This is a genomic window from Streptomyces sp. NPDC004610 (assembly GCF_040609715.1).
In the GTDB taxonomy this organism is placed as follows: domain Bacteria; phylum Actinomycetota; class Actinomycetes; order Streptomycetales; family Streptomycetaceae; genus Streptomyces.
The window spans coordinates 216991-242499 of the sequence record NZ_JBEXLA010000003.1; the positions used below are offsets into that span (position 1 = coordinate 216991).

The 25509-nt window shown below is 75.1% G+C and carries 20 protein-coding genes; 8 read left to right on the top strand and 12 right to left on the bottom strand.

Annotated elements, in window-relative coordinates; all coding sequences use genetic code 11:
• Window positions 1-315, bottom strand: a 315-nt coding sequence (locus ABZX40_RS05055) for a hypothetical protein (protein WP_356009226.1), incomplete at its 3' end; no start/stop codon positions are given.
• 121 nt (window positions 316-436) lie between these two features.
• Complete coding sequence (locus ABZX40_RS05060) at window positions 437-1216, bottom strand: DeoR/GlpR family DNA-binding transcription regulator (RefSeq protein ID WP_355741935.1); 780 nt, start codon at window positions 1214-1216, stop codon at window positions 437-439.
• A 185-nt stretch (window positions 1217-1401) separates the two neighbouring features.
• Between ABZX40_RS05060 and ABZX40_RS05065 the strand changes: the two genes are divergently transcribed.
• Both ABZX40_RS05065 and ABZX40_RS05070 read left to right on the top strand, forming a co-directional pair.
• A complete protein-coding gene (locus tag ABZX40_RS05065; protein ID WP_355741933.1) occupies window positions 1402-2286 on the top strand; it encodes a sugar isomerase in 885 nt (294 codons plus the stop codon).
• Window positions 2287-2323: 37 nt separating this feature from the next.
• Entirely contained in the window at window positions 2324-3187 is an 864-nt protein-coding gene (locus ABZX40_RS05070) for a class II fructose-bisphosphate aldolase (RefSeq protein ID WP_355741930.1), read from the top strand.
• A gap of 11 nt (window positions 3188-3198) precedes the next feature.
• Here ABZX40_RS05070 and ABZX40_RS05075 read toward each other — a convergent pair whose 3' ends face one another.
• A complete protein-coding gene (locus tag ABZX40_RS05075) occupies window positions 3199-4332 on the bottom strand; it encodes a methyltransferase (protein WP_355741956.1) in 1134 nt (377 codons plus the stop codon).
• A 251-nt stretch (window positions 4333-4583) separates the two neighbouring features.
• Between ABZX40_RS05075 and ABZX40_RS05080 the strand changes: the two genes are divergently transcribed.
• Entirely contained in the window at window positions 4584-5831 is a 1248-nt protein-coding gene (locus ABZX40_RS05080; protein ID WP_355741927.1) for an ROK family protein, read from the top strand.
• Between the two features lie 568 nt (window positions 5832-6399).
• Here ABZX40_RS05080 and ABZX40_RS05085 read toward each other — a convergent pair.
• The 4 genes from ABZX40_RS05085 to ABZX40_RS05100 all read right to left on the bottom strand — a co-directional run bounded on the left by ABZX40_RS05085 (window position 6400) and on the right by ABZX40_RS05100 (window position 10366).
• Complete coding sequence (locus ABZX40_RS05085; RefSeq protein WP_355741925.1) at window positions 6400-7182, bottom strand: SDR family oxidoreductase; 783 nt, start codon at window positions 7180-7182, stop codon at window positions 6400-6402.
• A gap of 63 nt (window positions 7183-7245) precedes the next feature.
• The gene (locus tag ABZX40_RS05090; protein ID WP_355741922.1) at window positions 7246-8607 is read right to left on the bottom strand and encodes an MFS transporter; all 1362 of its coding nucleotides are present in this window, start codon (window positions 8605-8607) and stop codon (window positions 7246-7248) included.
• A gap of 71 nt (window positions 8608-8678) precedes the next feature.
• Entirely contained in the window at window positions 8679-9263 is a 585-nt protein-coding gene (locus ABZX40_RS05095; RefSeq protein ID WP_355741919.1) for a TetR family transcriptional regulator, read from the bottom strand.
• A gap of 41 nt (window positions 9264-9304) precedes the next feature.
• Window positions 9305-10366, bottom strand: a complete 1062-nt coding sequence (locus tag ABZX40_RS05100) for a protein kinase family protein (protein WP_355741916.1) — start codon at window positions 10364-10366, stop codon at window positions 9305-9307.
• Between the two features lie 189 nt (window positions 10367-10555).
• On the opposite strand from ABZX40_RS05100, the gene ABZX40_RS05105 reads away from it, so the two are divergent.
• From ABZX40_RS05105 to ABZX40_RS05115, 3 genes are read left to right on the top strand one after another with little or no spacing between them, the layout of a single operon-like run.
• The gene (locus ABZX40_RS05105; protein WP_355741913.1) at window positions 10556-10852 is read left to right on the top strand and encodes an SHOCT domain-containing protein; all 297 of its coding nucleotides are present in this window, start codon (window positions 10556-10558) and stop codon (window positions 10850-10852) included.
• Window positions 10852-11604 carry an ABC transporter ATP-binding protein gene (locus ABZX40_RS05110; RefSeq protein ID WP_355741953.1) on the top strand — a complete coding sequence of 251 codons (753 nt, stop codon included), beginning with the start codon at window positions 10852-10854 and terminating at the stop codon, window positions 11602-11604. Before ABZX40_RS05105 ends, ABZX40_RS05110 begins: the two co-directional genes overlap by 1 nt.
• Window positions 11601-14153, top strand: a complete 2553-nt coding sequence (locus ABZX40_RS05115) for an ABC transporter permease (RefSeq protein ID WP_355741910.1) — start codon at window positions 11601-11603, stop codon at window positions 14151-14153. The genes ABZX40_RS05110 and ABZX40_RS05115 overlap by 4 nt, the downstream gene beginning before the upstream one ends.
• Before the next feature lie 534 nt (window positions 14154-14687).
• Here the strand turns inward: ABZX40_RS05115 and ABZX40_RS05120 are convergent.
• The 3 genes from ABZX40_RS05120 to ABZX40_RS05130 all read right to left on the bottom strand — a co-directional run bounded on the left by ABZX40_RS05120 (window position 14688) and on the right by ABZX40_RS05130 (window position 17219).
• Entirely contained in the window at window positions 14688-15341 is a 654-nt protein-coding gene (locus tag ABZX40_RS05120) for a DUF6328 family protein (protein ID WP_355741907.1), read from the bottom strand.
• A gap of 818 nt (window positions 15342-16159) precedes the next feature.
• Window positions 16160-16711, bottom strand: a complete 552-nt coding sequence (locus ABZX40_RS05125; RefSeq protein WP_355741904.1) for an ATP-binding protein — start codon at window positions 16709-16711, stop codon at window positions 16160-16162.
• Between the two features lie 184 nt (window positions 16712-16895).
• Window positions 16896-17219 (bottom strand): hypothetical protein, encoded by a 324-nt coding sequence (locus ABZX40_RS05130; protein ID WP_355741901.1) that lies wholly within the window; start codon window positions 17217-17219, stop codon window positions 16896-16898.
• A gap of 367 nt (window positions 17220-17586) precedes the next feature.
• Here ABZX40_RS05130 and ABZX40_RS05135 point away from each other — a divergent pair, with 367 nt between their 5' ends.
• Window positions 17587-18711 carry a PLP-dependent cysteine synthase family protein gene (locus ABZX40_RS05135; protein ID WP_355741898.1) on the top strand — a complete coding sequence of 375 codons (1125 nt, stop codon included), beginning with the start codon at window positions 17587-17589 and terminating at the stop codon, window positions 18709-18711.
• A gap of 141 nt (window positions 18712-18852) precedes the next feature.
• Here ABZX40_RS05135 and ABZX40_RS05140 read toward each other — a convergent pair whose 3' ends face one another.
• Window positions 18853-19698 (bottom strand): DeoR/GlpR family DNA-binding transcription regulator, encoded by an 846-nt coding sequence (locus ABZX40_RS05140; RefSeq protein WP_355741895.1) that lies wholly within the window; start codon window positions 19696-19698, stop codon window positions 18853-18855.
• A 459-nt stretch (window positions 19699-20157) separates the two neighbouring features.
• On the opposite strand from ABZX40_RS05140, the gene ABZX40_RS05145 reads away from it, so the two are divergent.
• On the top strand, window positions 20158-22422 hold the full coding sequence (locus ABZX40_RS05145; RefSeq protein ID WP_355741950.1) for a hypothetical protein: 2265 nt from the start codon (window positions 20158-20160) through the stop codon (window positions 22420-22422).
• Window positions 22423-23097: 675 nt separating this feature from the next.
• Here the strand turns inward: ABZX40_RS05145 and ABZX40_RS05150 are convergent.
• Complete coding sequence (locus tag ABZX40_RS05150; protein ID WP_355741892.1) at window positions 23098-25317, bottom strand: FUSC family protein; 2220 nt, start codon at window positions 25315-25317, stop codon at window positions 23098-23100.
• Between the last annotated feature and the right edge of the window lie 192 nt (window positions 25318-25509).

The window sequence follows — 25509 nt, forward strand, 5'->3', positions numbered from 1 at the left end:
GGTGCCGAGCCGGGTGCCGAGCCGGGTGCCGAGCCGGGTGCCGAGCCGGGTGCCGAGCCGGGTGCCGAGCCGGGTGCCGAGCCGGGTGCCGAGCCGGGTGCCGAGCCGACCGCTGAGCCGGGCGGGGGTCTGTGGGGATCCGGGCCCGGAGGAGGGGGCCCGTAGGGACCCGGGCCGGGAGTGGCCCGTGGAGATCCGGGCGGGGAAGCGGCCCGTCTGGACCAGCCCAAGGGATGCCGTGCGGACCGGGCCCAGGGGTGGGCCAGGACCGGGCGCAGGGGTGGGCCGTGCGGACCGGGCCCGGGAATGGCCCATACGGACCCGGGCCCGGGAATGACCCAAACGGACCCCGGACCCGGGAATGGCCCATACCGACCCGGGCCCGGGATTGGTCCACCCGCACCCGCACCCGGACCCGGCCACGGAGTCGGGTCCGTCAGACCGTGATCACCGTCACCCCCGCCTCCTCGAACCCCCGTACCGTCTCCGCGTCCGCCGCCGTGTCCGTGACCAGGGTGTGCACCGTCTCCGTCGCGCAGATCCGGGCGAACGCGCGGCGGCCCAGCTTGCTGGAGTCCGCCGCGACCACCACCCGCTCGGCGCGCTCGCACAGCAGCCGGTTGACCGCCGCCTCCGCCTCGTCGTGCGCCGCCGCCCCGTGCGTCACATCGAAGGCGACGACCCCGAGCACCGCCATGTCCAGCGTCACCTGGGACAGCACCCCGTCGGTCAGCGGCCCGATCAGCTCGTACGACTGGGCCCGCGCGACCCCGCCGGTCACCACGATCTTGAACTGCGGGCGCACCGCCAGCTCATTGGCGATGTTCAGCGCGTTGGTGACCACCGTCAGCGCCGGGGCGCCGGAGGCCAGGTCGCTGCGGACGGCGAGCGCGCGGGCCACCTCCGTGGTGGTCGTACCGCCGGTCAGGCCCACCGCCTCGCCGGGCGCGACCAGTTCCGCGACCGCCTTGGCGACCCGCTGCTTCTCCGAGGCGCGCCGGGCGGTCTTGTACCGCAGCGGCAGCTCGTACGACACCCCGTGCACCACCGCGCCCCCGCGGGTGCGCACCAGCATCTGCTGCTCGGCGAGCTGGTCGAAGTCACGGCGGATGGTGGCGGCGGACACCTCCAGCGCCGAGGCGGCCTCCTCGACATCCAGCCGGCCCCGCTCGACCAGGAGTTCCAGCAGCGCCTTCCAGCGGGCGTCACGCGACATCCGCACCTCCCACCACCCATGCCCCGAGGTTCCGGGATCTTCCGGCGACCCTAGCGCAGAACCCTGTCACCAACCCGCCGGAATGCTTGATGTTGATTGAAAGCACGCGCTATCTTGCAAGAACAAGCAAGAGCAAGCATGTCGAGTAGGTCCTTGAGGTCGGTACGACAACAGGAGGTTCGGGCATGAGCCATGTCGAGGACGAGCTGAGCAGCCAGCCGGAGTGCTGGCAGCGCGCCGCGGAAGAGGCGCCCCGGCACCGGGACGCCCTGCCCGCCCCCGGCGAACGCGTCGCGGTGGTCGGCTGCGGCACCTCCTACTTCATGGCCCAGGCCGTCGCCGCCCTGCGCGAGGCGGCCGGCGCCGGGGAGACGGACGCCTTCGCCGCCTCCGAGTTCCCCGCCGCCCGCCCCTACGACCGGGTCCTCGCCCTGACCCGTTCCGGCACCACCACCGAGGTCCTCGACCTGCTCGCCGCCCTGCGCGGCCGGACCCGCACCACCGCCGTCACCGCCGACCCCGCCACCCCGGTGATGACCGCCGCCGACGACATCGTCGTCCTGGACTTCGCCGACGAACGCTCCGTCGTGCAGACCCGGTTCGCCACCACCGCCCTCACCCTGCTCCGCGCCCATCTCGGCGCCCACCCCGCCACCGCGGTCGCCGACTGCCGCACCGCGCTCGCCGAGGACCTCCCCGAAGGGCTCACCGGCTGCCGCCAGTTCACCTTCCTCGGCCGCGGCTGGACCGTCGGTCTCGCCAACGAGGCCGCCCTCAAGATGCGCGAGGCGTCCCTGTCCTGGACCGAGGCGTACCCGGCGATGGAGTACCGCCACGGCCCCATCAGCATCACCACCGAGGGCGGCGCGACCTGGATGTTCGGCCCCGCCCCCGACGGCCTCGCCGACCAGGTCCGGGCCACCGGCGGACGCTGGGTGCCCGGCGACCGCCTCGACCCGCTCGCCGAACTGGTCCGCGCGCAGCGCCTCGCCGTCGCCGTCGCCGCCGCGCGCGGCCTGGACCCGGACAGCCCCCGCCATCTCACCCGCTCGGTGATCCTCACCCCCTGACCGGCCCGCCCCGCCCCCGCCCAGAAGGGATTCCGCCGTGCCCCTGTCCACCACCGGTGACCTCGTCGGCCGCGCCGCCACGGCCCGCGGTGCCGTCGGCGCCTTCAATGTCATCACCCTGGAGCACATCGAGGCGGTGATCGCCGGCGCCGAACTGGCCGGCCGTCCCGTCGTCCTCCAGATCAGCGAGAACACCGTCGAGTTCCGCTACGGACGGCTGCTGCCGCTGGCCCGCGCCGCGGTCGCCGCCGCCGAGCGGTCCACCGTGCAGGTCGCCCTGCATCTCGACCATGTGGTCAGCGACGGACTGCTCCGCCAGGCCCCGGACGCCGGTTTCAGCTCGGTGATGTACGACGCCTCACGGCTGCCCTACGGCGACAATCTCGCCGCCACCCGCGCCGCCGCGGACTGGGCGCACGCCCAGGGGCTGTGGGTGGAGGCCGAGTTGGGCGAGGTCGGCGGCAAGCACGGCCGCCCCCCGCTGGACGCCCACGCCCCCGGCGCCCGCACCGACCCCCGTCAGGCCCGCGCCTTCGTCGCCGACTCCGGGGTGGACGCCCTCGCGGTCGCCGTCGGCACCACGCACGCCATGACCGAGCGCACCGCCGCCCTCGACCACGCCCTGCTGAAGAGCCTGTCCGGCACGCTCGGCGTCCCACTCGTGCTGCACGGCTCCTCCGGCGTCCCGGACGGCGAACTGACCGCCGCCGTCGCGGGCGGCATCAGCAAGGTCAATGTCGGCACGGCCCTCAACGCCGCGATGACCGCCGCGATCCGGGAGTTCCTCGCCGCCCACCCCCGGGCCGTGGACTCCCGCACGTACCTCGCGGTCGGCCGGGAGGCGATGGCCCGGACGGTGGCGTCGATCATCGCCGTACTGGACCCGCCGCCCGGCGCCTGAACCCCCGGCCGCTACCGCCGGACCGCGCGCAGCACCACGAACTTCGGGTCGCTCGCGACCACCGCGCTGTTGCCGAACACCCGCTTCAGCTTCGCGTGGTACCCGAGATGCCGGTTGCCCACCACATACAGCGCCCCGCCCGGCCGCAGCACCCGCCGCGCCCCGGTGAACATCCGCCAGGCGGTGGCGTCGGTGGTCGCGGCATGGGTGTGGAAGGGCGGATTGTTCAGCACGACGTCCGCGCTCGCGGAGGCCACCCCCGCGACCCCGTCCCCGACCCGGAACTCGGCGTGCCCCGGCACCCCGTTCGCCTTGTACGTGGCCTCCGCCGACGCCACCGCCTGGTACGACTCGTCCACGAACAGCACCTCGGCGTCCGGGTTCGCCAGCGCCACCGATGTCCCCACCACCCCGTTGCCGCAGCCCAGGTCCACCACCCGGCGCAGCCCTCGCACATCCGGGAGATGGGTGAGGAAGAACCGGGTGCCGATGTCCAGCCGGTCGGCGCAGAAGACGCCCGCGTGATTGACGACGGTGTGCCCGGAGGCGGGGCCGACGCCGTCCGGCAGGGCGTAGCGGTACGGCCACGGGTTGACGGGGGGCACCCGGCCCGGGTCCGGGGTGCAGAAGATCAGCCGGGCCTTCTGCTCGGCGAGGGAGGTGCGGGTCGGCCCGAGCACCCGTTCGAACAGGGTGAGCGTGGAGGTGTGGATCTCCTTGACCATCCCGGTGCCGATCACCACCGTGCCCTCGTGCAGCGCGGGCGCGAGGCGCAGCAGCAGATCCTCCAGCAGCGCCAGGCTCTTCGGCACCCGCACCAGCAGCAGATCGATCCGCTCCGGCGGCGGATCCTGCGTGGTCAGCAGCCGGACCGTGCCCGGCGGGACCCCGGCGCGGGCGAGGTTGGCCCGGGTCGCCTCCTGGCCGAGGAACGAGTCCGTGATCTGCGTCGGCCCGAAGCGCGCGAGCGCGGTGACCAGGGCGCCCCAGCGGTCGCCGGCCACCACGACCTCACCGGCCGGGCCGGTCTCCCGGGCCGCCAGATACCGCAGCAGATAGGCGTCGGCGGCGTCCCAGGCACGCAGCCGGTCACGCGGGTCCTCGGGAAACCGGGACAGCTCGAACGCGCCCCACGGGGTCGTCATACGGTCGCTCATCGCCGCCAAGGCTAGCGGAACCGCAGCTCAGGGGGGTTGGGGGGAGGACGGGGCCGCGAGGGCGGGCACTCCGGTGCCGTGCGGCCACCGCGCGCGTGCCCAGGCACGGTCCCGTACGAGGGCCTCCGCCCGGCCCGCTCCGGCGGCCCGGCCGCACCCGGTGCCGCCGTGCCATCGCGCGCGACGGCGGACCGCCGCACCGCCCCGGCAGGCCGGCGGATCATGGCAGACTCGCCGTCATGAGCGGCAAGGCGGACCCCCGGCGGCCGGGGGAAGGGATCACGTCGAGAACGCGGCTGGACCGGGGGCGCGGCGCGCTCGGCCCCGCGCTGGAGCTGGTGCACACCGGACGGGCACCCACCCGCGCGGTGCTCACCGCCGAACTCGGCGTCACCCGCGCCACCGCCGGAGCCGTCGCCGCCGAACTGGAGGCGCTCGGCCTGATCCGGGTCGACGCCCGCCCGACGGCCGCCGCCGGTTCCCAGGGCCGCCCCTCGCACCGCCTCGAACTCGCCGAGGACGGCCCGGTCGCGCTCGCCGCCCAGGTGCACGCCGACGGCTTCCGGGCCGCGCTGGTCGGGCTCGGCGGCCGGATGGTCGCCACCACGCCCGGCTGCGAGGCCGTCGCCGCCGACCCGGCGAAGGTGCTGGGCCAGGTGGTGGAAGCGGGCGCCGCACTGCTCAGCGAGACGGGACGGCGCTGTGTCGGCGCCGGGCTCGCCGTGCCGTCCGCCGTCGCCGAACCCGAGGGCCTCGCCCTCAACCCGCTGCATCTGGCCTGGCCCGCCGGATCGGCGGTCCGGGAGATCTTCGCCCAGCAGGTGCGGGCGGCCGGGATCACCGGGCCCGCCTTCGCCGCCAACGACGTCAATCTCGCCGCGCTCGCCGAGCACCGGCACGGCGCCGGGCGCGGCTCGCGCGATCTGCTGTGCGTGGCCACCGGACACCGAGGGGTGGGCGGCGCCCTGGTGCTGGACGGACGGCTGCACACCGGCAGCGCGGGCCTGGCCCTCGAAGTCGGCCACCTCACCGTCAACCCCGAGGGCCGCCCCTGCCACTGCGGCAGCCGGGGCTGCCTGGATGTCGAGACCGACCCGCTGGCCCTGCTCACCACCGCGGGCCGCCGCCCCGGCCCCGTGGTGTCCCTGCTCCAGCAGGCCAACGACCTGATCCGGCACGAGTCCGACGACCCCGGTGTCCGCGCCGCCGTCGAGACCCTGGTCGAACGGCTCGGCCTCGGCCTCGCCGGGCTGGTCAACATCCTCAACCCCGACCGGATCATCCTCGGCGGACTCCACCGCACCCTGCTGGACGCCCACCCCGAGCGGCTGCGCGCGGTGGTCGCCGACCGCAGTCTGTGGGGCCGCAGCGGGGTGGTGCCGATCCTGCCCTGCACCCTGGACCACAACAGCCTGGTCGGCGCCGCCGAACTGGCCTGGCAGCCGGTCCTGGACGACCCCCTCGGCGCGTTGGCGGCTGCGGCCTGACCGGATCCGGCACGGCTCCCCGGCGCGTTGGCGGCTGCGGCCTGACCGGACGGGACCCGGTTCCCCGGCGCCCTGGCGGCTGCGGCCCGACTGGACCCGGCATGACCCCCTCGGCGCCCTGGGGGCAGCGGTCCGACCGGACCCGGCACGACCCCCTCGGCGCCTTGGCGGCTGCGGCCTGACCGGACCCGGCACGGCTCCCCGGCGCCTTGGCGGCGGCGGCCCGACCGGCCCCGGCACAGCTCCCGCCGCCTTGGCGGCTGCGCCCTGACCGGACCCGACCGGGCTCCCCGGCGCCCTGGCGGCTGCGGCCCGACCGGACGCGACCCGGTTCCCCGGCACCCTGGGGGCAGCGGTCCGACCGGACCCGGCACGACCCCCTCGGCGCCCTGGGGGCAGCGGTCCGACCGGACCCGGCACGGCTCCCCGGCGCCTTGGCGGCGGCGGCCCGACCGGACCCGGCACAGCTCCCGGCGCCCTGGCGGCAGCGGCCCGACCGGACCCGACCCGGCTCCCCGCCGCCCCGGCGGCTGCGGCCCGATCGAGTCGTCCCCGTGGTGCCCCGCCGCTACAAGGACGCCCCGCCGTCGATCACCAGATCCGTGCCGACCACCGACGCGGCGGCGTCCGAGGCCAGATACAGCACCGCCGCCGCCACCTCCGGCGTGGTCGAGATCCGGCCCAGTGGTGATTCGTCCTTCATCCGTGCCGCCCGGTCGGCCTCCGTCTCCCCGCCGTGCAGCGACATCGTGGTGTCGGACGCGCCGGGGCTCACCCCGTTGATCCGCACGCCCTCGGCGATGTGCTCCAGCGCCGCGCCCCGGGTCAGCGAGGTGACGGCCGCCTTGGTGGCGGAGTAGGGGGTGGTGCCGGGCCACTGCCGGTGCCGCCCCAGGTTCGAGGACACATTGACGATGGCCCCGCCGCCGGGCTGGGTCCGCATCCGCCGTATCTGCGCGGCCATCGCGAACAGCACGCCGGTCACATTGATGTCGAGGACCCGCCGCCAGTCCGCCTCGGACAGTTCGGTGACGGGGCCGCCCTGGAAGACGCCCGCGTTGTTCACGGCCACGTCGAGCGACCCGAACCGCTCGGTCACCGTGTCGGTCAGCGCCTCCACCTCGGCGTGCCGGGACACATCGGCGACCTGCGCGACCGCCGTGCCGCCGCCCGCCCGCACCAGGGCGACGGTCTCGTCCAGCGCGGCCCGCCTCCGCCCGGCCACCACGACCCTCGCCCCCTCGGCGGCGAAGGCCAGCGCGATGGCCCGCCCGATCCCGGAACCCCCTCCGGTGACGAGCACGGACCGATCGCTGAAACGGTGCTGAGAGTGCTGAGAGTGCTGAGACATGGGTGAACTGCCTTTCCTGAGGGAGATGTCGAGAGAGAAGGAAGTAAGAAACAGGGCGCGCGATCATCCCGCCCGGAAGCGGAGCGCCCCCGCCGCGACCGCGAACACCCCCGCCGCCACCGCCAGGCTCACCGCATCGCTCCCGGCGGCGAGCAGTACCGCGAGGACAACGGTCGGCCCGGTCTCCATCGCGGTGTTGTGCACACCCCCGGCCAGCCCGGTCCGCTCCGCGGGCACCCGGTCGGTGGCGAGGACGGCGGCCCCCGCGAAGGCGGCGGCGGCCCCGGCCGGCAGCAGCACGAAGCCGGGCAGCACGCCGTGGCCGTACGGGATGCCGGGGTCGAGGCCGGTGGCGGCGAGCAGGGCGAGACCACCGGCGGCGAGGGCGAGCCCGCCCCCGGTGACCGGGCCCGGCCCGTACCGCGCGATCAGGCGTCCGGCCATGCGCCCGGAGACGAGCAGGGCGACGGCGAAGGGCACGAACGCGGCCGAGGTGCGCAGCGCCGACCAGTCCCGTTCCTCCTGGAGGAACAGGGAGAACAGGATGAACACCGTGCTGGTCCCGGCCGCGGTCAGCGCGGTGGCCAGCAGACCCAGCCCGCGCCGCCCGTCGCGCAGGAACCCCGGCGGCAGCAGCGGATCGCGCGCCCGGCGTTCGGCGACCGCGAAGAGCGCCAGCAGCGCCACCCCCACCGCGAGCGGCCCCAGCACCAGGGCGGACCCCCACGGCCGGGCGTCGGTGACCACCAGCCCGTAACTGGCCGCGACCAGCCCCCCGGTGGCGAGCACCGCGCCGCGCACATCGAGCCCGCCCGACCGCGGGGGCCTGTCGCCCGGGGGCAGCGTCCGGGGCACCAGGACCAGCCCCGCCACCGCCACCACCGCGGGCACCACGAGCGCCCAACGCCAGGACGAGAGCGCGGAGACGACCCCCGAGAGCACCTGGCCCGCCGTCGCGCCGAGCACCGACAGCCCGCCCCAGGTGGCCATCGCCCGGCGGTAGTCGCCCGGCCGGGGATACAGGGCGCGCAGTACGGTCATGGCGGCGGGGGCGATCAGCGCCGCACCGGCCCCCTGCGCGAACCGCGCCGCGAGCAGCGCCTCGTAGCCGGGGGCGAGCGGCGCGGCGACGGACGCGACGGCGAACAGCCACAGCCCGCCGATCAGCGCGGACCGTCCCCCGTACCGGTCGGCGAGGCGTCCGCCGAACAGCAGCAGACCGGCGAAGGCCAGCCCGTAGGCCGCGCTGAGCAGGATCAACTCGTCCCGGCCGAGGGCGAATCGGCGGCCTATCTCGGGCAGCGGGACGGCGAGGGAGGCGAGCGTGAAGATCAGGGTGACCTGGAGGGAACCGAGGAGCGGGAACACCCGGGCGGCGTCGGGCCGCCGCCGGTCCGGCGCGACCGCGCCGGTGAGCGCGCGCATACATCCTTCTTTCCAGAACGAACGGTCTAGTATAAGGACGGCAAGGAACACCCCGGAGTGCGGGGCGGGGTTCAGTCCAGCAGGGTCAGTGCCTGTTCGACCGCGTCGCGGACCCGGGCCGGGTCGTCGGACGCCTTGCCCACCACCCGCAGCCCCTGCATCAGCACCAGCAGCATCCGGGCGAGGGCGCGCGGATCGCGGTCCGCGGCCAGCTCGCCCTGCGCCTGGGCGCGCAGCAGCGCCGCGTGCAGCAGGGTCTCGGTGTGCCCCCAGCTCCGCTCGACCCGCCGGGCCGCCCCCGGATCGTGCGGGGCCAGCTCCGCCGCGGTGTTGGTGACCAGGCAGCCGTGCGGGCGGCGCGTCTCGTCCGCGGCCTCCTCGGCGAACCGGCGCACCAGCGCCCGTACGGCGGGCAGCGCCGGGCCCGGCTGGGACAGCTCGCGGGTGAGGCCGGGGGTGCGGGCCTCGCCGTAGCGGTCCAGCGCCTTCAGATAGAGGTCGCGCTTGTTGCCGTAGGTGGCGTAGATGCTGGCGCGGGCGATGCCGAGATGTGCGACGAGATCGGCCATGGAGGTGGCCTCGTAGCCCTTGCGCCAGAACAGTTCCAGGGCGGACTGGAGGGCGGCGTCGGGATCGAATTCCTTGGTCCTGGCCATGGGGACGACCCTAGGCGATACAAGAACGATCGGTCAATAAACTAGGGGCGGCTGGTTGCTGCCAGAAGCCGCCGCAGAGTCTCCGCCGGGTACGGGGTGTCCGGGCTGTCGTCCTGGACCCGGCCGTAGAACTCGGTGAGCACGGCGGCGATCGGGGCGTGCCGGGTGAGGAGCGCCCTGATGCCGGGGGGACCGGGCGGGGGTTCGGCGCCGGTCGCGAGGGCGCGGATCAGGGCCTCGCGCTCGGCGCGCTGATGGCCGTACAGGGCGGTGATCAGCCAGTTCACCAGATAGCTGCGCAGATAGCAGTGGTCGTAGGTGCGGTGGTGGGTGAGGAAGGCGGACTCGGCGGGGGAGAGGGCAAAGCGGTCGGAGACGGCCAGGCCGAAGTCCGTGAAGTACAGGCGCTCCCCGTCGGCCAGGATGTTCCGGAAGTGGCCGTCGAAGTGCAGCAGGCCCTCGGCGCCCATGAAGGCGGCGCCCTCGGTCAGTCGGTGCTCAACCAGCGCGGCGGCCCGGTCGGCCCGCTCCTCGCCGCCCCGCACCTCCTCGGCCAGCCAGTCGTGCAGGGTGCGCGGGATGTGCTCCAGGAACAGGACGAGGCTCGCGGGGGCGGTCCGGAGCGCCTCCAGCCGCCCCCGTACGGCGTCGCCGCCGCCGAAGTAGGCCACGGCCCGGTCGATATCGGCGAGTTCGGCCGGCGGGGGCGGGAGCGTGTCCGGCAGCACCCGCCAGTGGTACATCAGCGGGAAGCCCGCGTACCGGTCCGCCAGGACCCAGTCCGTGGTCATGATGTGGGCGGCCAGCTCCCGCCAGGCGCCGAACCCGGGGCTGATGACGCCGTACTGGCAGAAGGCGGGCAGGTCGAAGACATTGGCCGTGGAGCGCAGCCGCTCCGGGCGCAGTTCGCGCGCGGTGAGCGGCACCCGCTTCACGAAGACCCCGGTCCCCTCGATCTCCAGCCGTGCCGCCCGCCCGCCGATGCCGGTGCCGAGCGGCTCGGCCGACTCCAGCAGGTCCGCCAGCTCACGATCGCCGCGCAGCGCCAGCGCCGTCGACACCGCCCCGTACGCGCCCCGCCGGGCCCCGGCCTCCGCTGTCATGTCCGTCCCCACCTCCACCGACACCCTAAGGAAGCAGCCGGGCGGAGCGCGACTACTCCCCGGGAGGTAGCCGCACAGCCGCTGGCCGTACGACGCCCCGGCACCCCCGGCGGAGCGAGGCTCAAGGCATCGATGACGCAACGACGAGGGGCCGGCCGGTGGCCGCCCCGACCTGGGAGATGACCTGAGATGCAGACCCTCGCAGACTGGGGCGGCGGTGGCGGGCCCGGCCCCTGGATCCTGCTGTTCCCGCTGATCTGGGCGGCCGTCGTGATCGGCGCGGTGGGCGTGCTGCGGCGCACGGTGTGGCGCGGCGGCCCCGGGCGCTACGGCCGCCGGGACGTCCGGCCCGCCGGTGACTCCCCGATCGCCGTCCTCGGCCGCCGTTTCGCGGCGGGCGAGATCGACGAGGACGAGTACTGGCGGCGGCTGTCCGTCCTGGACGAGCAGTTCGGCCGCACGACGACGGACAGGGGCGGCCGGTGATCACGACCACCACGACCGCTGCCCGCACCGCCGCCCGGGTCGTCGACGCCGTGAAGGTGTACGGGCACGGCGACACCGAGGTGAGGGCCCTGGACGGGGTGAGCGTCGGCTTCCCGGCCGGGCGCTTCACCGCGATCATGGGGCCCTCGGGCTCCGGCAAGTCCACGCTGATGCACTGCGCCGCCGGACTCGACACCCTCGGCTCCGGCACCGCCTGGATCGGGGACACGGAGCTGGGCGCCCTGGACGACCGCCGACTGACCCTGCTGCGCCGGGACCGGGTGGGCTTCGTCTTCCAGGCGTTCAACCTGGTGCCCACCCTGACCGTCGCCGAGAACATCACCCTGCCCCTGGACCTCGCCGGGCGGTCCGGCGACCCGGAGTGGACCGACGCGCTGATCGAGGTCGTCGGACTGCGCGACCGGCTCCGGCACCGGCCCGCCGAACTCTCCGGCGGACAGCAGCAACGGGTCGCCGTGGCACGGGCGTTCGCCGCCCGGCCGGACGTCGTCTTCGCCGACGAGCCGACCGGCAACCTCGACTCCCGCTCCGGCGAGGAGGTCCTCGGACTGCTCGGCCGGGCCGTGCGCACCATGGGCCGGACCGTCGTCATGGTCACCCATGACCCGGTCGCCGCCGCCCACGCCGACGAGGTCGTCTTCCTCGCGGACGGACGGCTGGTCGACCGGATGCCGGAGCCGACCGCGGACAGGGTCCTGGACCGGATGAAAGCCTTCGAGGTGCCGTCATGAGGGTCGCGCTGCGGCTCAGCCGCTCCTCCCTGCGCGCCCACGGACGGCGCTTCGCGGGCACCTTCCTCGCTGTGTTCCTCGGGGTGTCCTTCCTCGCCGGGACCCTGGTCATGGGCGACACGCTCAGAGCGAGCTTCGACGCGATGTTCGGCAACGCCACCAGCGGCACCGACGCCGTGGTCCGCGGCGCCGACGCCATCACCGCCCCCGGCGAGAGCCAGGGCGTCCGGCAGCCGGTGCCGACCGATCTGGTGGACGCCGTCCAGCGGGTGCCGGGCGTGGCCGCCGCCGTGCCGAGCGTCGAGGGCGCGGGCCAGCTCCTCGGCTCCGACGGCGAACCCATCGGCGGCGACGGCCCCCCGACCGTGGCCGGCAACTGGATCACCGACCCCCGGCTGAACCCCTACCGGCTGGCCGAAGGGCGGGCCCCCGAACGATCCGGCGAGATCGTGGTGAACGAGGGCACCGCCGAGCGCGGCGGACTCACCCTCGGCGACCGGACCGTGCTGCGCACCCCCGATCCCGTCGAGGTCACCGTCGTCGGCCTGGCCACCTTCGGCGGCGCGGACGGCATGGCCCAGGTCACCTACACCGGCATGACCCTCGCCGACGCCGGGCGCTACCTCACCGCACGGCCGGGCGAGGCGTCCGACATCCGGGTCCGGGCCGAGGCCGGGGTCGGCCAGGACGCCCTGGTGGAGCGGCTCAACGGGGTGCTGCCGCCCGGCACCGAGGCGATCACCGGCGAGCGACTCGCCCAGGAGAACACCGACCTGATCTCGGGCCGGTTCCTGAGCGTCTTCACCACCTTCCTGCTGGTCTTCTCCGGGGTGGCGCTGCTGGTCGCCACCTTCTCCATCCACAACACCTTCGCGATCGTGGTCGCCCAGCGCACCCGCGAGAACGCCCTGCTGCGCGCGCTCGGCGCCGCCCGCCGCCAGATCACCGTGCTGACCCTGACCGAGGCCACCGCCGTCGCCGTCGCCGCCTCACTGGCCGGACTCGCGGGCGGTATCGGCATCGCCGCCGGACTCCAGGCGCTGTTCCCGGCGATCGGCTTCCCCTTCCCCGAGGGCGCGTTGGTGATCGGCGCGCTCTCGCTCGCCCTGCCCCTCGCGGTCGGCGTCGTGGTCTGCGTCGGCTCCGCCCTGCTCCCGGCCGTCCGCGCGGGCCGTACCGCACCGCTGGCCGCGCTGCGCGAGAGTGCCGTCGACACCTCGGGCGCCTCCCGCCCGCGCGCCCTCGCCGGGGGCGCCCTGCTCACCCTCGCGACGGCCACCACCCTGACCGGCGTGCTGGCCGCCCCGTCCGTCCGGCTCGCCGGCACCGGTGCCGTCCTGACCCTGGCCGCCTTCGTCGTCCTCGGACCGGTCGCCTCCGGCGCGGCCGTACGGATCCTCGGCGCCCCGGCGGCCCGGCTGCGCGGGGTGACCGGTTCGCTCGCCCGCCGCAACGCCCTGCGCAGTCCCCGGCGGACGGCCGCCACCGCGAGCGCGCTGATGATCGGGGTGGCGGTGGTGTCGCTGTTCACGGTGTTCGGGGCCTCGCTGAAGGCGACCATGGACCGGACCGTGTCCCGGTCCTTCGCCGGGGACGTGGCGATCGGCACCCCCGGGTTCGGCGCGGGCGGCAGCGGGCTGAGCCCCCGGCTCGCGCCGGAGATCGCCCGGCTGCCCGAGGTGGACACCGCCGTGGGGCTCGGCCGGGGGGTCGCCGAGGTGAACGGCGACGGACGCGCGCTGACGGTCACCGACCCGCCCGCCCTCGCCCGCGTCCTCGACCTCGGCACGGTCCACGGCGATCTGTCCGGGCTCGGGACCGACGGCATCGCGCTCACCGCGACGGAGGCCGACCGCGCGCACGTCACGACCGGCGACACCCTCCGCCTCGCCTTCACCGACGGCACCCGGCGGACCTTCACCGTCCGCGCGGTCTACGGACCGTCCGAACTCGCCGGGGACTATGTCATCACCCGCGACGCCTGGGCCCCGCACCGCACGCAGGACGCCGACACCCTGGTCGCGGTCTCCTTCGCCGACGGCGTCGACCCGGCCACCGGCACCGCCGCCGTGGAACGGACCGCGGAACGCTTCGGCGGCCCCGAGGTGCAGACCCGCGACGAGTACGCCCGATCCTCGGCGAGCGGTATCGACATGATGCTCACCCTGGTCTACGCCCTGCTGGCACTCGCCGTGCTGATCGCCCTGCTGGGCATCGCCAACACCCTCACCCTGGCCGTCCATGAACGCACCCGTGAACTGGGCCTGCTCCGCGCGGTCGGCCAGACCCGGCCCCAACTGCGGGCCATGGTCCGCTGGGAGTCCGTCCTGATCGCCGCCTTCGGCACGGCCGGCGGTCTCGCCCTGGGCACCTTCCTCGGCTGGGTCCTGGTCCGCGCCTCCGCCGACAGCACGTTCGTCTTCGCCCTGCCGCCGCTGCGGCCGGCGGCGGTCGTGGTGGTGGGGCTGGCGGCCGGAGCGCTGGCGGGAGTACGGCCCGCGGCACGGGCGGCACGGCTGGATGTGCTGCGCGCCATCGGGACGGAGTAGTCACGGCCCGAAGACGGAAGGGGTGCCGCGCGCTCCGGCGCCGGGACGGGGCCGGGAGGGCTCCGCGGCACCCCCAAGCGGAGGGGCGCGTCTGCGGAGTGCGCGGGTGGTGGGGGTGCTGCAGGGTGGTGGGGGTGTTGTGGGCGGGTGGGGGTGCTGCCGGGTGGTGCGGGTGCTGTTGGCGGGTGGGGGTCCTGCCGGGTGGTGCGGGTGTTGTCGGCGAGTAGGGGTACTGCCGGGTGGTACGGGTCCTGCGGGGTGGTGCGGGTGTTGTCGGCCGGTGCGGGTCCTGCCGGGCTGTGCCGGGAAGCGGCGTGCGCGGCGTGCGCGGTCTGCGTGGCGTGCGCGGTCGGCGCGGCTCTGCCGAGCGCTGCCGGGAAGCGGTCCCGTCGAGCGGTGTGGGAGGGCTGCGGGACGGATGCGGGACAGATGTGGGAACCGTCGGTGCGGGGGGAGCGGAAATGTGGGGGATTCGCCGGGGTGTCCCATCTGGTTCCGAGCCGGGCCGACGCCGCCCGGGTATCCAGGGTCCGCCTAGGCGGAGTGTCGTACGGGCACTTCCTCCACGGCGTTGCGTGTGGACTGCCGGGGGATCCTCACCTGTGGGGCGGGTGGTGCCTCGCGGGTCCGGGCGCGGCGGCGGCTCCAGCAGGGAAGTCCGCACCAGAACACGGCGAACCAGGTCAGGGTGATCCCGGCCAGGAAGGTCGCCACATGCAGGCCCAGGACGACATCGAGGATCAGGAGCAGAGACGTGACCATCGCCAGCATCAGCGCGATCAGCCCCCAGAACGCCAGCCGGGCGGAGATGTCCAGTAACTGCTTGCGCAGCTCACGTCCGTGCACCAGCCGGTGGAAGGGCGCCGGTGCGATGAGCAGCGAGGCGGCGACGGCGGTCAGCAGCAGATCGGCCACGTACAGATAGCGCTGCATGGGCGTGATGATGGCGAACCGGGGGGTGAAGGCCAGGGTGAGCAGGAAGGCGAGGAGCACCTGCACGCCGGTCTGGGCCACCCGGATCTCCTGGAGCAGCTCCGCGTACGCCGCCGTCAGCCGGGCCCGCTCCCGTTCCTTGGCCTTGCGGCCGGACTTGGGCGCGGGGGCGGGGCGGCCCCCGTGGTCGGGGTCGTGGTCCCGGCTGCCCACCACCAAGGGGGGTGGGGCGGCGCGGGACGCCGTTTCGAGCATCGTGACTCCTGAGGGCTTGAGGGTGTCGTGCGGGATGTTGTGGGGGGGGACCGATAGTAGGGACAGCCCCCGCCTCCGGTCAGATCCCGGCCCACAAGTGGCCAGCCTCGTACGGCACTTGGCCGGTACCTGTCAGATGAACAAAGGGCAAAACATCTACGAACCATCTCTGAATATCAGGAAAACAAGTCGGGCGGGGGAGCGGTGCGGGTCCCCTGCCTGACCCGGCGGAATGTGGGCCCCAAGGGGCACTCGGCCGGTACGAAAGGGCAGGTGAGAGGGGAGAAGAGGCATCCAGCAGACCCGGCCCGAGGGGAGTGTCTCACGGCGGGGCTCCGCCCGAGACCGGGGGGAGGGGCTGTGGGGGGTGGGGGTCTGGTGGTGGGTGTCCGGGGCCGGGGGTGGGGTGTGCCGGGCGGGTGTTCGGTGGTGGGTGTCCGCGACCGGGGGGCTGTGCCGGTGGGCGTCTGGCGGTGGGTGTCCGGGGTCCGGCTCCGTGCCGGGAGGCATCTCGTGGTGGGTGTCCAAGGCCGGGGGTCCCGTGCCGGGCGGGCGTCTGGCGGTGGGTGTCCGGGGTCCGGCTCCGTGCCGGTAGGCATCTCGCGGTGGGTGTCCAAGACCGGGGGTCCATGCCGCGCAGGCATCTCGCAGTGGGTGTCCGAGATCGGCGTCTCGTGCCGGGCAGGCGTCTCCCGGTGGCTGCCCGAGACCCGGGTCCGTGCCGGGCAGGCGTCTCCCGGCGGCTGTCCAAGACCCGGCCCCGTGCCGGCAGGCATCTCCCGGTCGGCGTTCGCGGCGGGCGGCCGGTCGCCGCCCGTTCAGCCGGGAACGGCCGAGCGGGCGGGGGCGTGTCCGGGTCTGTGGGCGTCGGCGGTGAGACCGGCGGGTTCGGCCTCCGTGAACACCTCCGCGAAGACGGCCGCCGGTTCGGCGGCCGGGCGGCGGGCGGGGCGGGCGGGCTTGGTGACCGCGTGGGCGGGGGTCGGCAGGGTGAACCAGACGACCTTGCCGCGTTCACCGTCCGGCTGGGCGCCCCAGCTCTCGCTGACGGCGGCCACCATGGCGAGTCCCCGGCCGCAGGTGGCCAGCGGATCCGCCTCGCCCAGTTCCGGCAGCCGGGGATCGTGGTCGTGCACCGAGACCGTCAGCCGGTCGAGCCGCAGCTCGATCTCCACGGTGCAGGTCTTGTCGGGCTGGGCGTGCCGGTGGACATTGCTCAGCAGCTCGGTGACACCGAGCGAGGCGCGGTCTATCAGCGGGTCGAGATGCCAGTAGCGCAATTGCGCTGAAACGATTCTGCGGACCTGACCGATCCGCGCCGGCAGGGCTTGGAGCTCCACTGCGCAGTGTCTGGTGGGGTGACTGATCACGGCTGCGGCTCCCCGACGTTGAGGTCCGGAAGAACACGGAGTTCGGAGCCGGCGGAGCGCCGTCGCGCGGCGGCCCGCCCGCTGTGGTGCCCGGCGGGCTGGCTCGCAGCGTTGTCGCCGGTAAACCCTGGGTGAGGTGAATCAAGCGTGACCCAGCGGATGCGGTACCGCAACTCATGGTGACTCAGCGGTCACGCCCCGCTGCGTGCCGTACCGCCTCGATGAACCGGCGGGCCGCCGGGGGGCCCGGCTGTCCCGGGGCCGGATCGTGGTCGCCGAGGGTGAGCAGATAGCGGGTGCCGTTGAGGTCCGCCAGCGCGCGGTCCCCGGGCGCGAACCACGGCCGGGAGGCCCGTACCGCCTGTACCGGCGCGCTGTCGATCTCGCTGCCGTAGCTGGTCAGCAACTCCAGCCTGCCGCCGCGGATCCGGACCTGACCGGCCCGGGTGAGCGACCGCAGCCGCCTGCCTATCCGCACCCCGCTCGCCGTGAACTCCTGCTCCGCCATTCCCCTCGCCCCCTCGCTCCCACGCCCCGCCGGCCGCCCGGCCCGGGGCCCACGAGACCTCCGCTTCCACGGTACGGCGTGCCCCGCCCCGACCGTACGGCCGTACGAGCCGACCCCGCGCGGTGCAGTCTGCCCCGGGCCGCCCTCGCGCACCAGTGCGTGCGGCGGCTTCCCGCCGGGCGCCCGGAGCACTCGGGCGAATGCGCCCCCGCCGACCGGCCCCGCCTGCCGCGCCGCGTGGGCCCCAGCGCTCGCTTTGAGCCCCCCAAAGATGCGTTTATGCAGGTGAGAAGCGCTGCCGGTCATGCCTATGATCGAAGTGCCGCCCGCGCGGCAGAGCGTCGGCGCGCAGCGTAAGGAGCCCGCCGTGAGCACCCCTCAGCAGACCCGGCCCGGAGCGACCCTCGATGTCGACCGCACCGACCCCGGTTACCGCGACTGGCTCAAAGAGGCCGTCCGCAAGGTCCAGGCCGACGCCAACCGTTCGGCCGACACCCATCTGCTCCGCTTCCCGCTCCCCGAGCCCTGGGGCATCGACCTCTATCTCAAGGACGAGTCCACCCACCCCACCGGCAGCCTCAAACACCGCCTCGCCCGCTCCCTCTTCCTCTACGGCCTGTGCAACGGCTGGATCCGGCCCGGCCGCCCGGTGATCGAGGCGTCCAGCGGCTCCACCGCCGTCTCCGAGGCGTACTTCGCCGGACTGATCGGCGTCCCCTTCATCGCGGTGATGCCCCGCACGACCAGCGCCGAGAAGTGCCGTCTCATCGAATTCCACGGCGGCCGATGCCACTTCGTGGACGACCCGCGCAAGGTGTACGAGGAGTCCGCCCGGCTCGCGGCGGAGACCGGCGGCCACTACATGGACCAGTTCACCTACGCCGAACGCGCCACCGACTGGCGCGGCAACAACAACATCGCCGAGTCCGTCTTCCGCCAACTGGAGCTGGAGCGCTATCCGGAACCCGCCTGGATCGTCGCCACCGCCGGTACCGGCGGCACCTCGGCGACCATCGCCCGCTATGTGCACTACATGCAGTACGACACCCGGATCTGTGTCGCCGACCCCGACAACTCCTGCTTCTTCGAGGGCTGGACCACCGGCGACCCGGGCGTCACCTGCGACTCCGGGTCCCGGATCGAGGGCATCGGCCGCCCCCGGATGGAGCCGAGCTTCGTGCCCGGTGCCATCGACCGGATGATGAAGGTGCCGGACGCGGCGAGCGTGGCCGCCGTCCGCGCCCTGGAGCGGGCCATCGGCCGCAGAGCGGGCGGCTCCACCGGGACCGGGCTGTACAGCGCGCTGAAGATAGTCGCCGAGATGGTCGCGGAGGGCCGGCAGGGCAGCGTCGTCACCCTGCTGTGCGATCCGGGGGACCGGTACCTCGACAAGTACTACTCGGACGCCTGGCTCGCGGAACAGGGCCTGGACATCACGCCGTACACGACGGTGATCGAGAGGGTGCTGAGGACGGGGGAGTGGGTGGGGTGAGGGGCGCGTACGCCGGGCGCATGCGCCAGCGCCCGTAACACCGCCTCCGGGGGCGCCACGACCTCCCGGGCGGGAACCAGCCGGACCGCTTTTCGGAGCGGGTCGGTCGGTCAGGGCGCGCCCACCTCAGTCGGCGGTCCGTCAGACGTCCGCGACCCCGGGAGGATCCTCGCTCCCGTGCGGCTCCCCGGCCACCACCAGCCGCAGGTGCTCCCCGATCTCGGCGCGCGCCCCCGCGCCCATCCCCGCGTCCGTGACCAGGGTGTCGACCTGCGCCAGCGACGCGAACGAACTCAGCCCCACCGTGCCCCACTTGGTGTGGTCGGCCACCACCACGACCCGCCGCGCCGACTGCACCAGCCGCCGATTGGTCTCCGCCTCCGCGAGATTCGGCGTCGACAGCCCCGCCTCGGGCGCTATCCCGTGCACCCCGAGGAACAGGACGTCGAAGTGGAGCGCCGCGATGGCCTGGTCGGCGACCGGACCCACCAGCGAGTCGGACGGGGTCCGCACCCCGCCGGTCAGCACCACCGTCGCCGCGCCCGGCCGGGGCCCCGAGGACCGCTGCGCCGCGTGGAAGACATCCGCGACCCGCACCGAGTTGGTCACCACGGTCAGATCGGCCACGTCCAGCAGCCGCTGCGCCAGCGCGTAGGTCGTCGTCCCGCCCGACAGGGCGATGGCCGCGCCCGGGGCCACCAGTTCGGCGGCGGCGCGCGCGATGTCCTCCTTGGCGCTCAGCTCAAGACCCGACTTCGCCTCGAAACCGGGCTCATGGGTGCTGGCCTCCACCACCGGGACCGCGCCGCCGTGCACCTTCTCCAGCACGCCCTGCCGGGCCAGCGCGTCCAGATCCCGGCGCACGGTCATGTCGGAGACACCGAGCTTGCGGGTCAGTTCGTTCACCCGGACGCCGCCCCGGCGCCGCACCTCGTCCAGGATCAGGGCACGCCGCTGCTCCGCGAGGAGGTTCTGATTCTCACTCACGTACGCTCCGGTCCTTTCGCCGCCGCTCCTCGGACACCCCCTCGCACCTGCTGCGACGCCAGGGACGCCGGTCAGGGGCGCGGGGCGTCCCATCCTCGCACGGGTCGCCCGCCCCGGCGCCACCGCCCGCCGACCCGCCCGCCGACCCGCCAGTCGGCCCGCCCGCCGCCCCGTCCGGGCGGCGACACCGGGTGTCCACTCCGTGTCCGGGCCGTGGTCGGTCCGTCACAATGATCAGGGAGATTCGGTGACGACAGGGGCGCGCGGACGGCTCCCCGGAGATCCTGAGCCCGCGCCCACACAGGCGCCGGACGGCACCGCCACGGCACATCTCGGGGGAACACAGCAGTGGAACGCGCGCAGGAACGGGCCGCGGCGAGCGCGGCGATCGACGGCGGCGGGGCGACCATCGCCCTGGAACTCCTGGTCCATGGAGTGGGCGGGGCGACGCCGGAGAAGATGCTGAACGACCCGCGCACCGAACGGGTCACCGGCGACAACATCGCCGCGGTCTTCCGCCGCACCGGCGACCTCGACGCCGAACACCGGGCCGACCGCGCCCCGGGCGAGCCGGTCCAGGAGGCGTACGTCTGGTCCAACCTCACCTCCGGCAACGGCGCCCGCGCCCTGTGGCTGCTGCTGCTCCCGTTCATGGTCGCCAACCTCGCCCACTGGATGCGCCCGCCGACCCGCGGCCACACCCGCGCGGTCCGGCTGTACGGGCTGCTGGTGCGGCTCACCGGGCTCTCCCTGACGGTGCTGATGGCGGCGGCGGCCTGCGAGGTCGCCCTCGATCTCGCCGCCTGGCAGTGCGCGGGCACCCGCGCCTGCGCCGAGCGCAACTCCTGGCTCGGCTTCCTCTCCCCGGAGCTGTCCCAGAACGGCTGGTGGAGCCTGCCGGGACGCCGCCTCGCCCTGGCCACCGTCGTCCCCGCCGGTCTGATCGGGCTCCTGTGGTACCTCTCCCACCGCACCTGGAGCGCGTACGAGTCGGCCCGCCCGATGAACACCGGGTCACCGGGCGAAGAGGCTCAGGAGGCGGAGGAGCGTGCGCCGTCGGTGTCCCCTCACCGGCCCCGGACCCCCGCCGAGAGCGCCGCCACCGCGCTGGGGCGGCCCGGCTTCTGGTTCGGCCGGAGGCTGGTCGCCCGGCTGCGCGCCGCCCACACCGCCGCCGGACTGCTCACCATGGCCGCCGCCCTCGTCTGGGCCGCCCTGCGGTACGACCGCGGGACCGACGGCCCCGCCGCCCTCGATCTGCTCGGCGTCCTCCTCGGCGGCGCCCTGCCGGCGGGCTTCGCGGCCGTGCTCTGGGTGGTCTGCCGACGCGGGCGCAGCGAGCGCCGCGTCGACCGCGAACTCGATGCCCACCTGGTGCGCCTGCTGCCGCTCGCCGCGGTCGTCCTGCTGCTCCTCGCCGTGCTGTACGCGGGCTGGGCCCGTCCCGGCTGGCACTCCTCCCGGGGCCTGCCCGGCGACACCGTGTTCGGCGCGCTCGCCCTGTTCCAGGGGCTGCTGGCGCTCGCCCTGTGCGTCGTCGCGCACATCCTGCACCGGGCCCGTCCCGAGCCCCGCAGCGCGATGCGCGGCTTCGGCGGCCCGGCCGTCGCCCTGCTGGCCTGCGCGCTCGGCGGGGTGTTCTCCGGCGGCATCTCCCAGCGGGTCGCCGACTGGCTGGACGGCACGGGGGTGATCATCCCCGGCCCGCCCGTCCTGCTCACCTGGCAGGCGTCCGTGATCCCGCCGCTGCTGCTGGTCCTGCTCCTCGTCGTGGTCTGGCTGGCCCGGGGCACCCTGCGGCTGGCCCGCGCCGAGGAGTCCGGGGTCTCCGACGACTATCCCGAGGAGACCGCGGACGACGGCCGCACCCGCCGTATCGCCCGCACGCGCGCGATGGCCAGGCTCACCGACCGGGCCCCCATGCTCGTCGCCGCGACCGCGCTGGTGACGCTGGTGCTCGGCGCGGGCGCGCTGGCCGGGGCGCTGGCCACCGACGAGACCCCGGCCCAGGCCGCGGCCGGTGTCCACCCGTTCGTGCACGGCGCGGCGGAGACCGCCCAGGCGCTGGGCTCCTGGCTGATAGGGCTCGGCTTCATACTGTTCGTCGCCTCCGGCCGCCGCGCCTACAAGGATCCGTCCGCGCGGCGCACCATCGGCATCCTGTGGGACGTCGGCACCTTCTGGCCGCGCGCCGCGCACCCCTTCGCCCCGCCCTGCTACGCCGAGCGGGCCGTCCCCGACCTCACCTGGCGGATGGCGACCTGGACCGAGGTCACCGGCGGACGCCTGGTCATCTCCGGCCACTCCCAGGGCAGCGTCCTCGCCTCCGCCGCGGCCTGGCAGCTCTCCCCGGAGGTACGCCACCGGGTCGCCCTGCTGACCTACGGCTCCCCGCTGGAGCGGCTGTACGGGCGCTGGTTCCCGGCGTACTTCGGCTCCGCCGCGCTGACCGCGCTGCACGAGGACGTCGACTGCTGGCGCAATCTGTACCGGGCCACCGACCCGATCGGCGGCCCCATCCGGCTCCCCGGCGACTGCGGCCCCGAGGTCGACCGCGACGCCCTCGCCGACCCCCTCGCCTACGGCCGCACCGAGCTGCACCCCCTCCCCGCCCCGATCCTCGGCCACTCCGACTACCAGGCGGACCCGGCCTTCACCGAGGAACGCGCCCGCCTACTGGCCCGGCTGAGGCCGGAGGTACCGGGGCAGCGGCCGGAGTCTTAGGGGTTCGGTCGGGTGGTGGTTCGTGCGGGGGTCCGCGGGCGGGTTTGCCGGTCGGGGCCGTTGATCGGGGGCCGCACTTGCTGGGCGGGCCAGGCGCGGCGGTGTCGGTCGTGGGCTCGACGCCGGGGTGGCCGTCCGCGACGGCGGGCGGTGGTGGCGCGCCGGGCGGTCGGGGGGGCGGTGGTGGCGCATCGGGCGGTCAGGGGGGGGCGCTGAGCGCGGCCGAGTGGCGGGCGGGGCAGCGGGGAGCGTGCCGCAGGTTTGCGCGGTCGCTCGTACCGGGCTGAACCGACCTTGTGCGGCCGGGTAGCACGCGTCGCCGCGGTGCCGCGCCGCCCATGGCGCCTGCCGCGTCGGTCGACCGCCGGAAGCGTCCGTCGCCGGTCGGCTCCCGCTCCTCCGATCCGCCTCCTCCGATCCAGCTCCTACGATCCGCCTCCTCCGATCCAGCTCATCTGATCCCCCGCCTCCGATCCCGCCTATCTGATCCCCCTCCGTCGAGCGTCCGCGGCTGCCGACTCCCGCCCCCGTGCAGCCTCGCCGACCCGATGCAAGGGCTGCCGTGCCGCCCAGACAAGGGTTGCCGTGCCGCCCAGCCCATGGGTCCCGTCGGCAGGCACGGCACCCGGTCGGCCGACTGGCCGACGGCAGGTACCTCGCCGCCCGCCCGCCCCCTCACGCCTGACTCCCGCCATCCGGCAGGTCCGGGAACCCACGCCCCGCCCCGCCCGATCCCCCGGCCCCCGCCACCGCCGTCTCCAGGTCCCTCGCCAGGGCGTGCAGCCAGACCTCCATGTCGACCAGGCGGGGCAGGGCCGTGGCCGGTGCCGCGCGGGCCTCGGACCAGGGGAGCGGGGGCGGGGTCACCCGCAGCCCCCTCCCCGGGTGGTCCGCCGCGCGTTCCCCCGCCGCGGCGATCCGCCCGGCGGTCTCGTGCGCCCACTCCCGTACGGCCGGCGGGAACGACCGGGCCCCACCGCCCCGTTCCTGCGGCAGCCAGTACGCGCCGATCAGCACCCGCGAGCCGTAGTTGAGCGCGGCGAGCCAGTCCGGGCCGTCGTCGCTGTCGCCGTCGTCGCCCGTGTGCGGCACCGGCTCCGCCCGGTACTGGGCGTACGCGGCCTCGGCGATCTGGAGCCGGTGCAGGGTCAGCCACAGCATCCCCGCCGCGACCTCCCCGCGCCGCCCGCCCGCACCGGTCACCGCGTCCGCCGTGGCCCGCACCAGGGGCCCGGCGGTCCGCAGCAGCGCCGCCACCCCGCGCCGGATCTCCGCCCGCGCCCCCGACGGCCAGGCCAGCAGCCCGCACAGCAGCCCGATCGCGCTGCCCGTCAGCACATCCACCAGCCGCGCCTCCGCCAGCCGCCAGGTCACCGGCGCGAGCTGTGCGAACGCCATCGACACCACCAGCGTGAACAGGCCCTGCGCCCACGCCGGTCCGCCCACCGGCCCGACCGAGAACGCGAGCAGCATCGTCGGCACCAGCAGCACCGCGTAGACCGCCGTCGCGTTCCCGGCGCCGATCACCAGGACACCCGCCACCACCGCGCCCAGCAGGGTGCCGAGGGCCGCCGAGCGGACCGCGGACCAGGTGGCGCCCGCCGTGGTGCGCCCCAGGGTGAGCACGGCAAGCAGCACCCAGAAGCCGTGCGTCAGCTCGAACGACCCCGCCACCAGCCGGGCCAGCGCCAGCCCCAGCATCGTCCGGACGGCGTTCTGGAACACCACCGAGTTCCGGGTCAGGTTCCCGGCGATCCGCACCAGCCACAGCCGGCGCGCGGGCAGCGCGGCGTACCAGAACTGCTCGTGCGGCAGCCCCGGCACCGAGCGGCGGCCCCCGGTGGCGAGGGAGGCGGCGGTCCGTACGGTCACGGCCGAGACGGCGACGGACAGTACCGTCGACCGTCGCCGCAGCAGGGCGTGCAGGGTGCCCTCGGGGCAGTGCGGGAGCCGGGTCCGCTCGACCAGGAACCGGTCGGTCATCTCGACGATCACCTCCGGCCCGGCGGCCGGGTGCCGCCCGCGCAGCAGCGCCGCCGTGTCCGCGCAGGCCGCGGCCGTGCCCCGGAGCAGGCTCTGCGCGGCGATGTCCGCCGGGCCGGGCGGGAGTTCGGTGAGCGCGGCGAGCTGGTCCAGCAGCCGCCGGGTCGCCGAACCGGCCTGCGCCAGCGCGCGGTCCCGGCGCCCCGCTCCCGTGGGGCGGCTCCCCGCGGGCTGCCGCGAGAACCGTAGCGCCCGGCCCTCGGCCCGCAGCCGCGCCGCCGTCTCGCGGTCGGCGCCCGGCGCCCCGGTCAGATGCCGCGCCGTCCGCGCCGCCAGATCCAGCGCCCCGGCGAGCCGGTCGGCGTACGACGGCTGCCAGGGCGCGGGCAGCAGCAGCGCCTCGCACAGCGCCAGCGCGCCGACCCCGACGGCGAGCCCGGCCAGCCGCTCGGGCACGGTGCCGGGCGCGTACGGCGGGAAGCAGGCCAGGATGTAGCAGAGCTGGAGGCCGGGTACGACGGCCGCGAGCCGGGGCGCACAGGCGGCGCCGAACGTCAGTACGAACCCCACGGCCAGCATGCCCACCACGGCGGCCCAGGTCGCCACCGCCAGCACCGTCCCGAGGACGATCAGCGCGACGGCGGCCGGTACCGCCCGCAGGACCGTTGCGGCACGGGTGCGGCCGGAACCGGGCAGCGGCGAGAGCGCGCCGAAGGCGATGGCCGAGAACAGCGCGTAGACCGCGACGACCGGTTGGTCCAGCAGATGCTGGGCGGGATAGAACCCGGCCGTCGCCGCGACCGTGACCCGCACCGCACGCCGGGCCGCCCCGGTGACCTCGGGCCGCGACGGCGGCTTCGGCATCAGCGTTCCCCAGGAGTGGTCGTCGGCGGTCCGGACGTGCCGGGCCATGCTGCCGGTCGAGCGCCACCGGGCCACCCCGCCGCACCAAGCCCCACTCCGGTACCGCCCGACCGGCCCACCCGGGGTACGGGATGACTCACTCGGCGGACGGAACGACTCGCCTGGCATGGGGATGGGGATGGCCTGTCCGGCGCCGGTAGCGGCTGCTCGCCGACCGGACCCGCCCACCCGGCGTGCCGG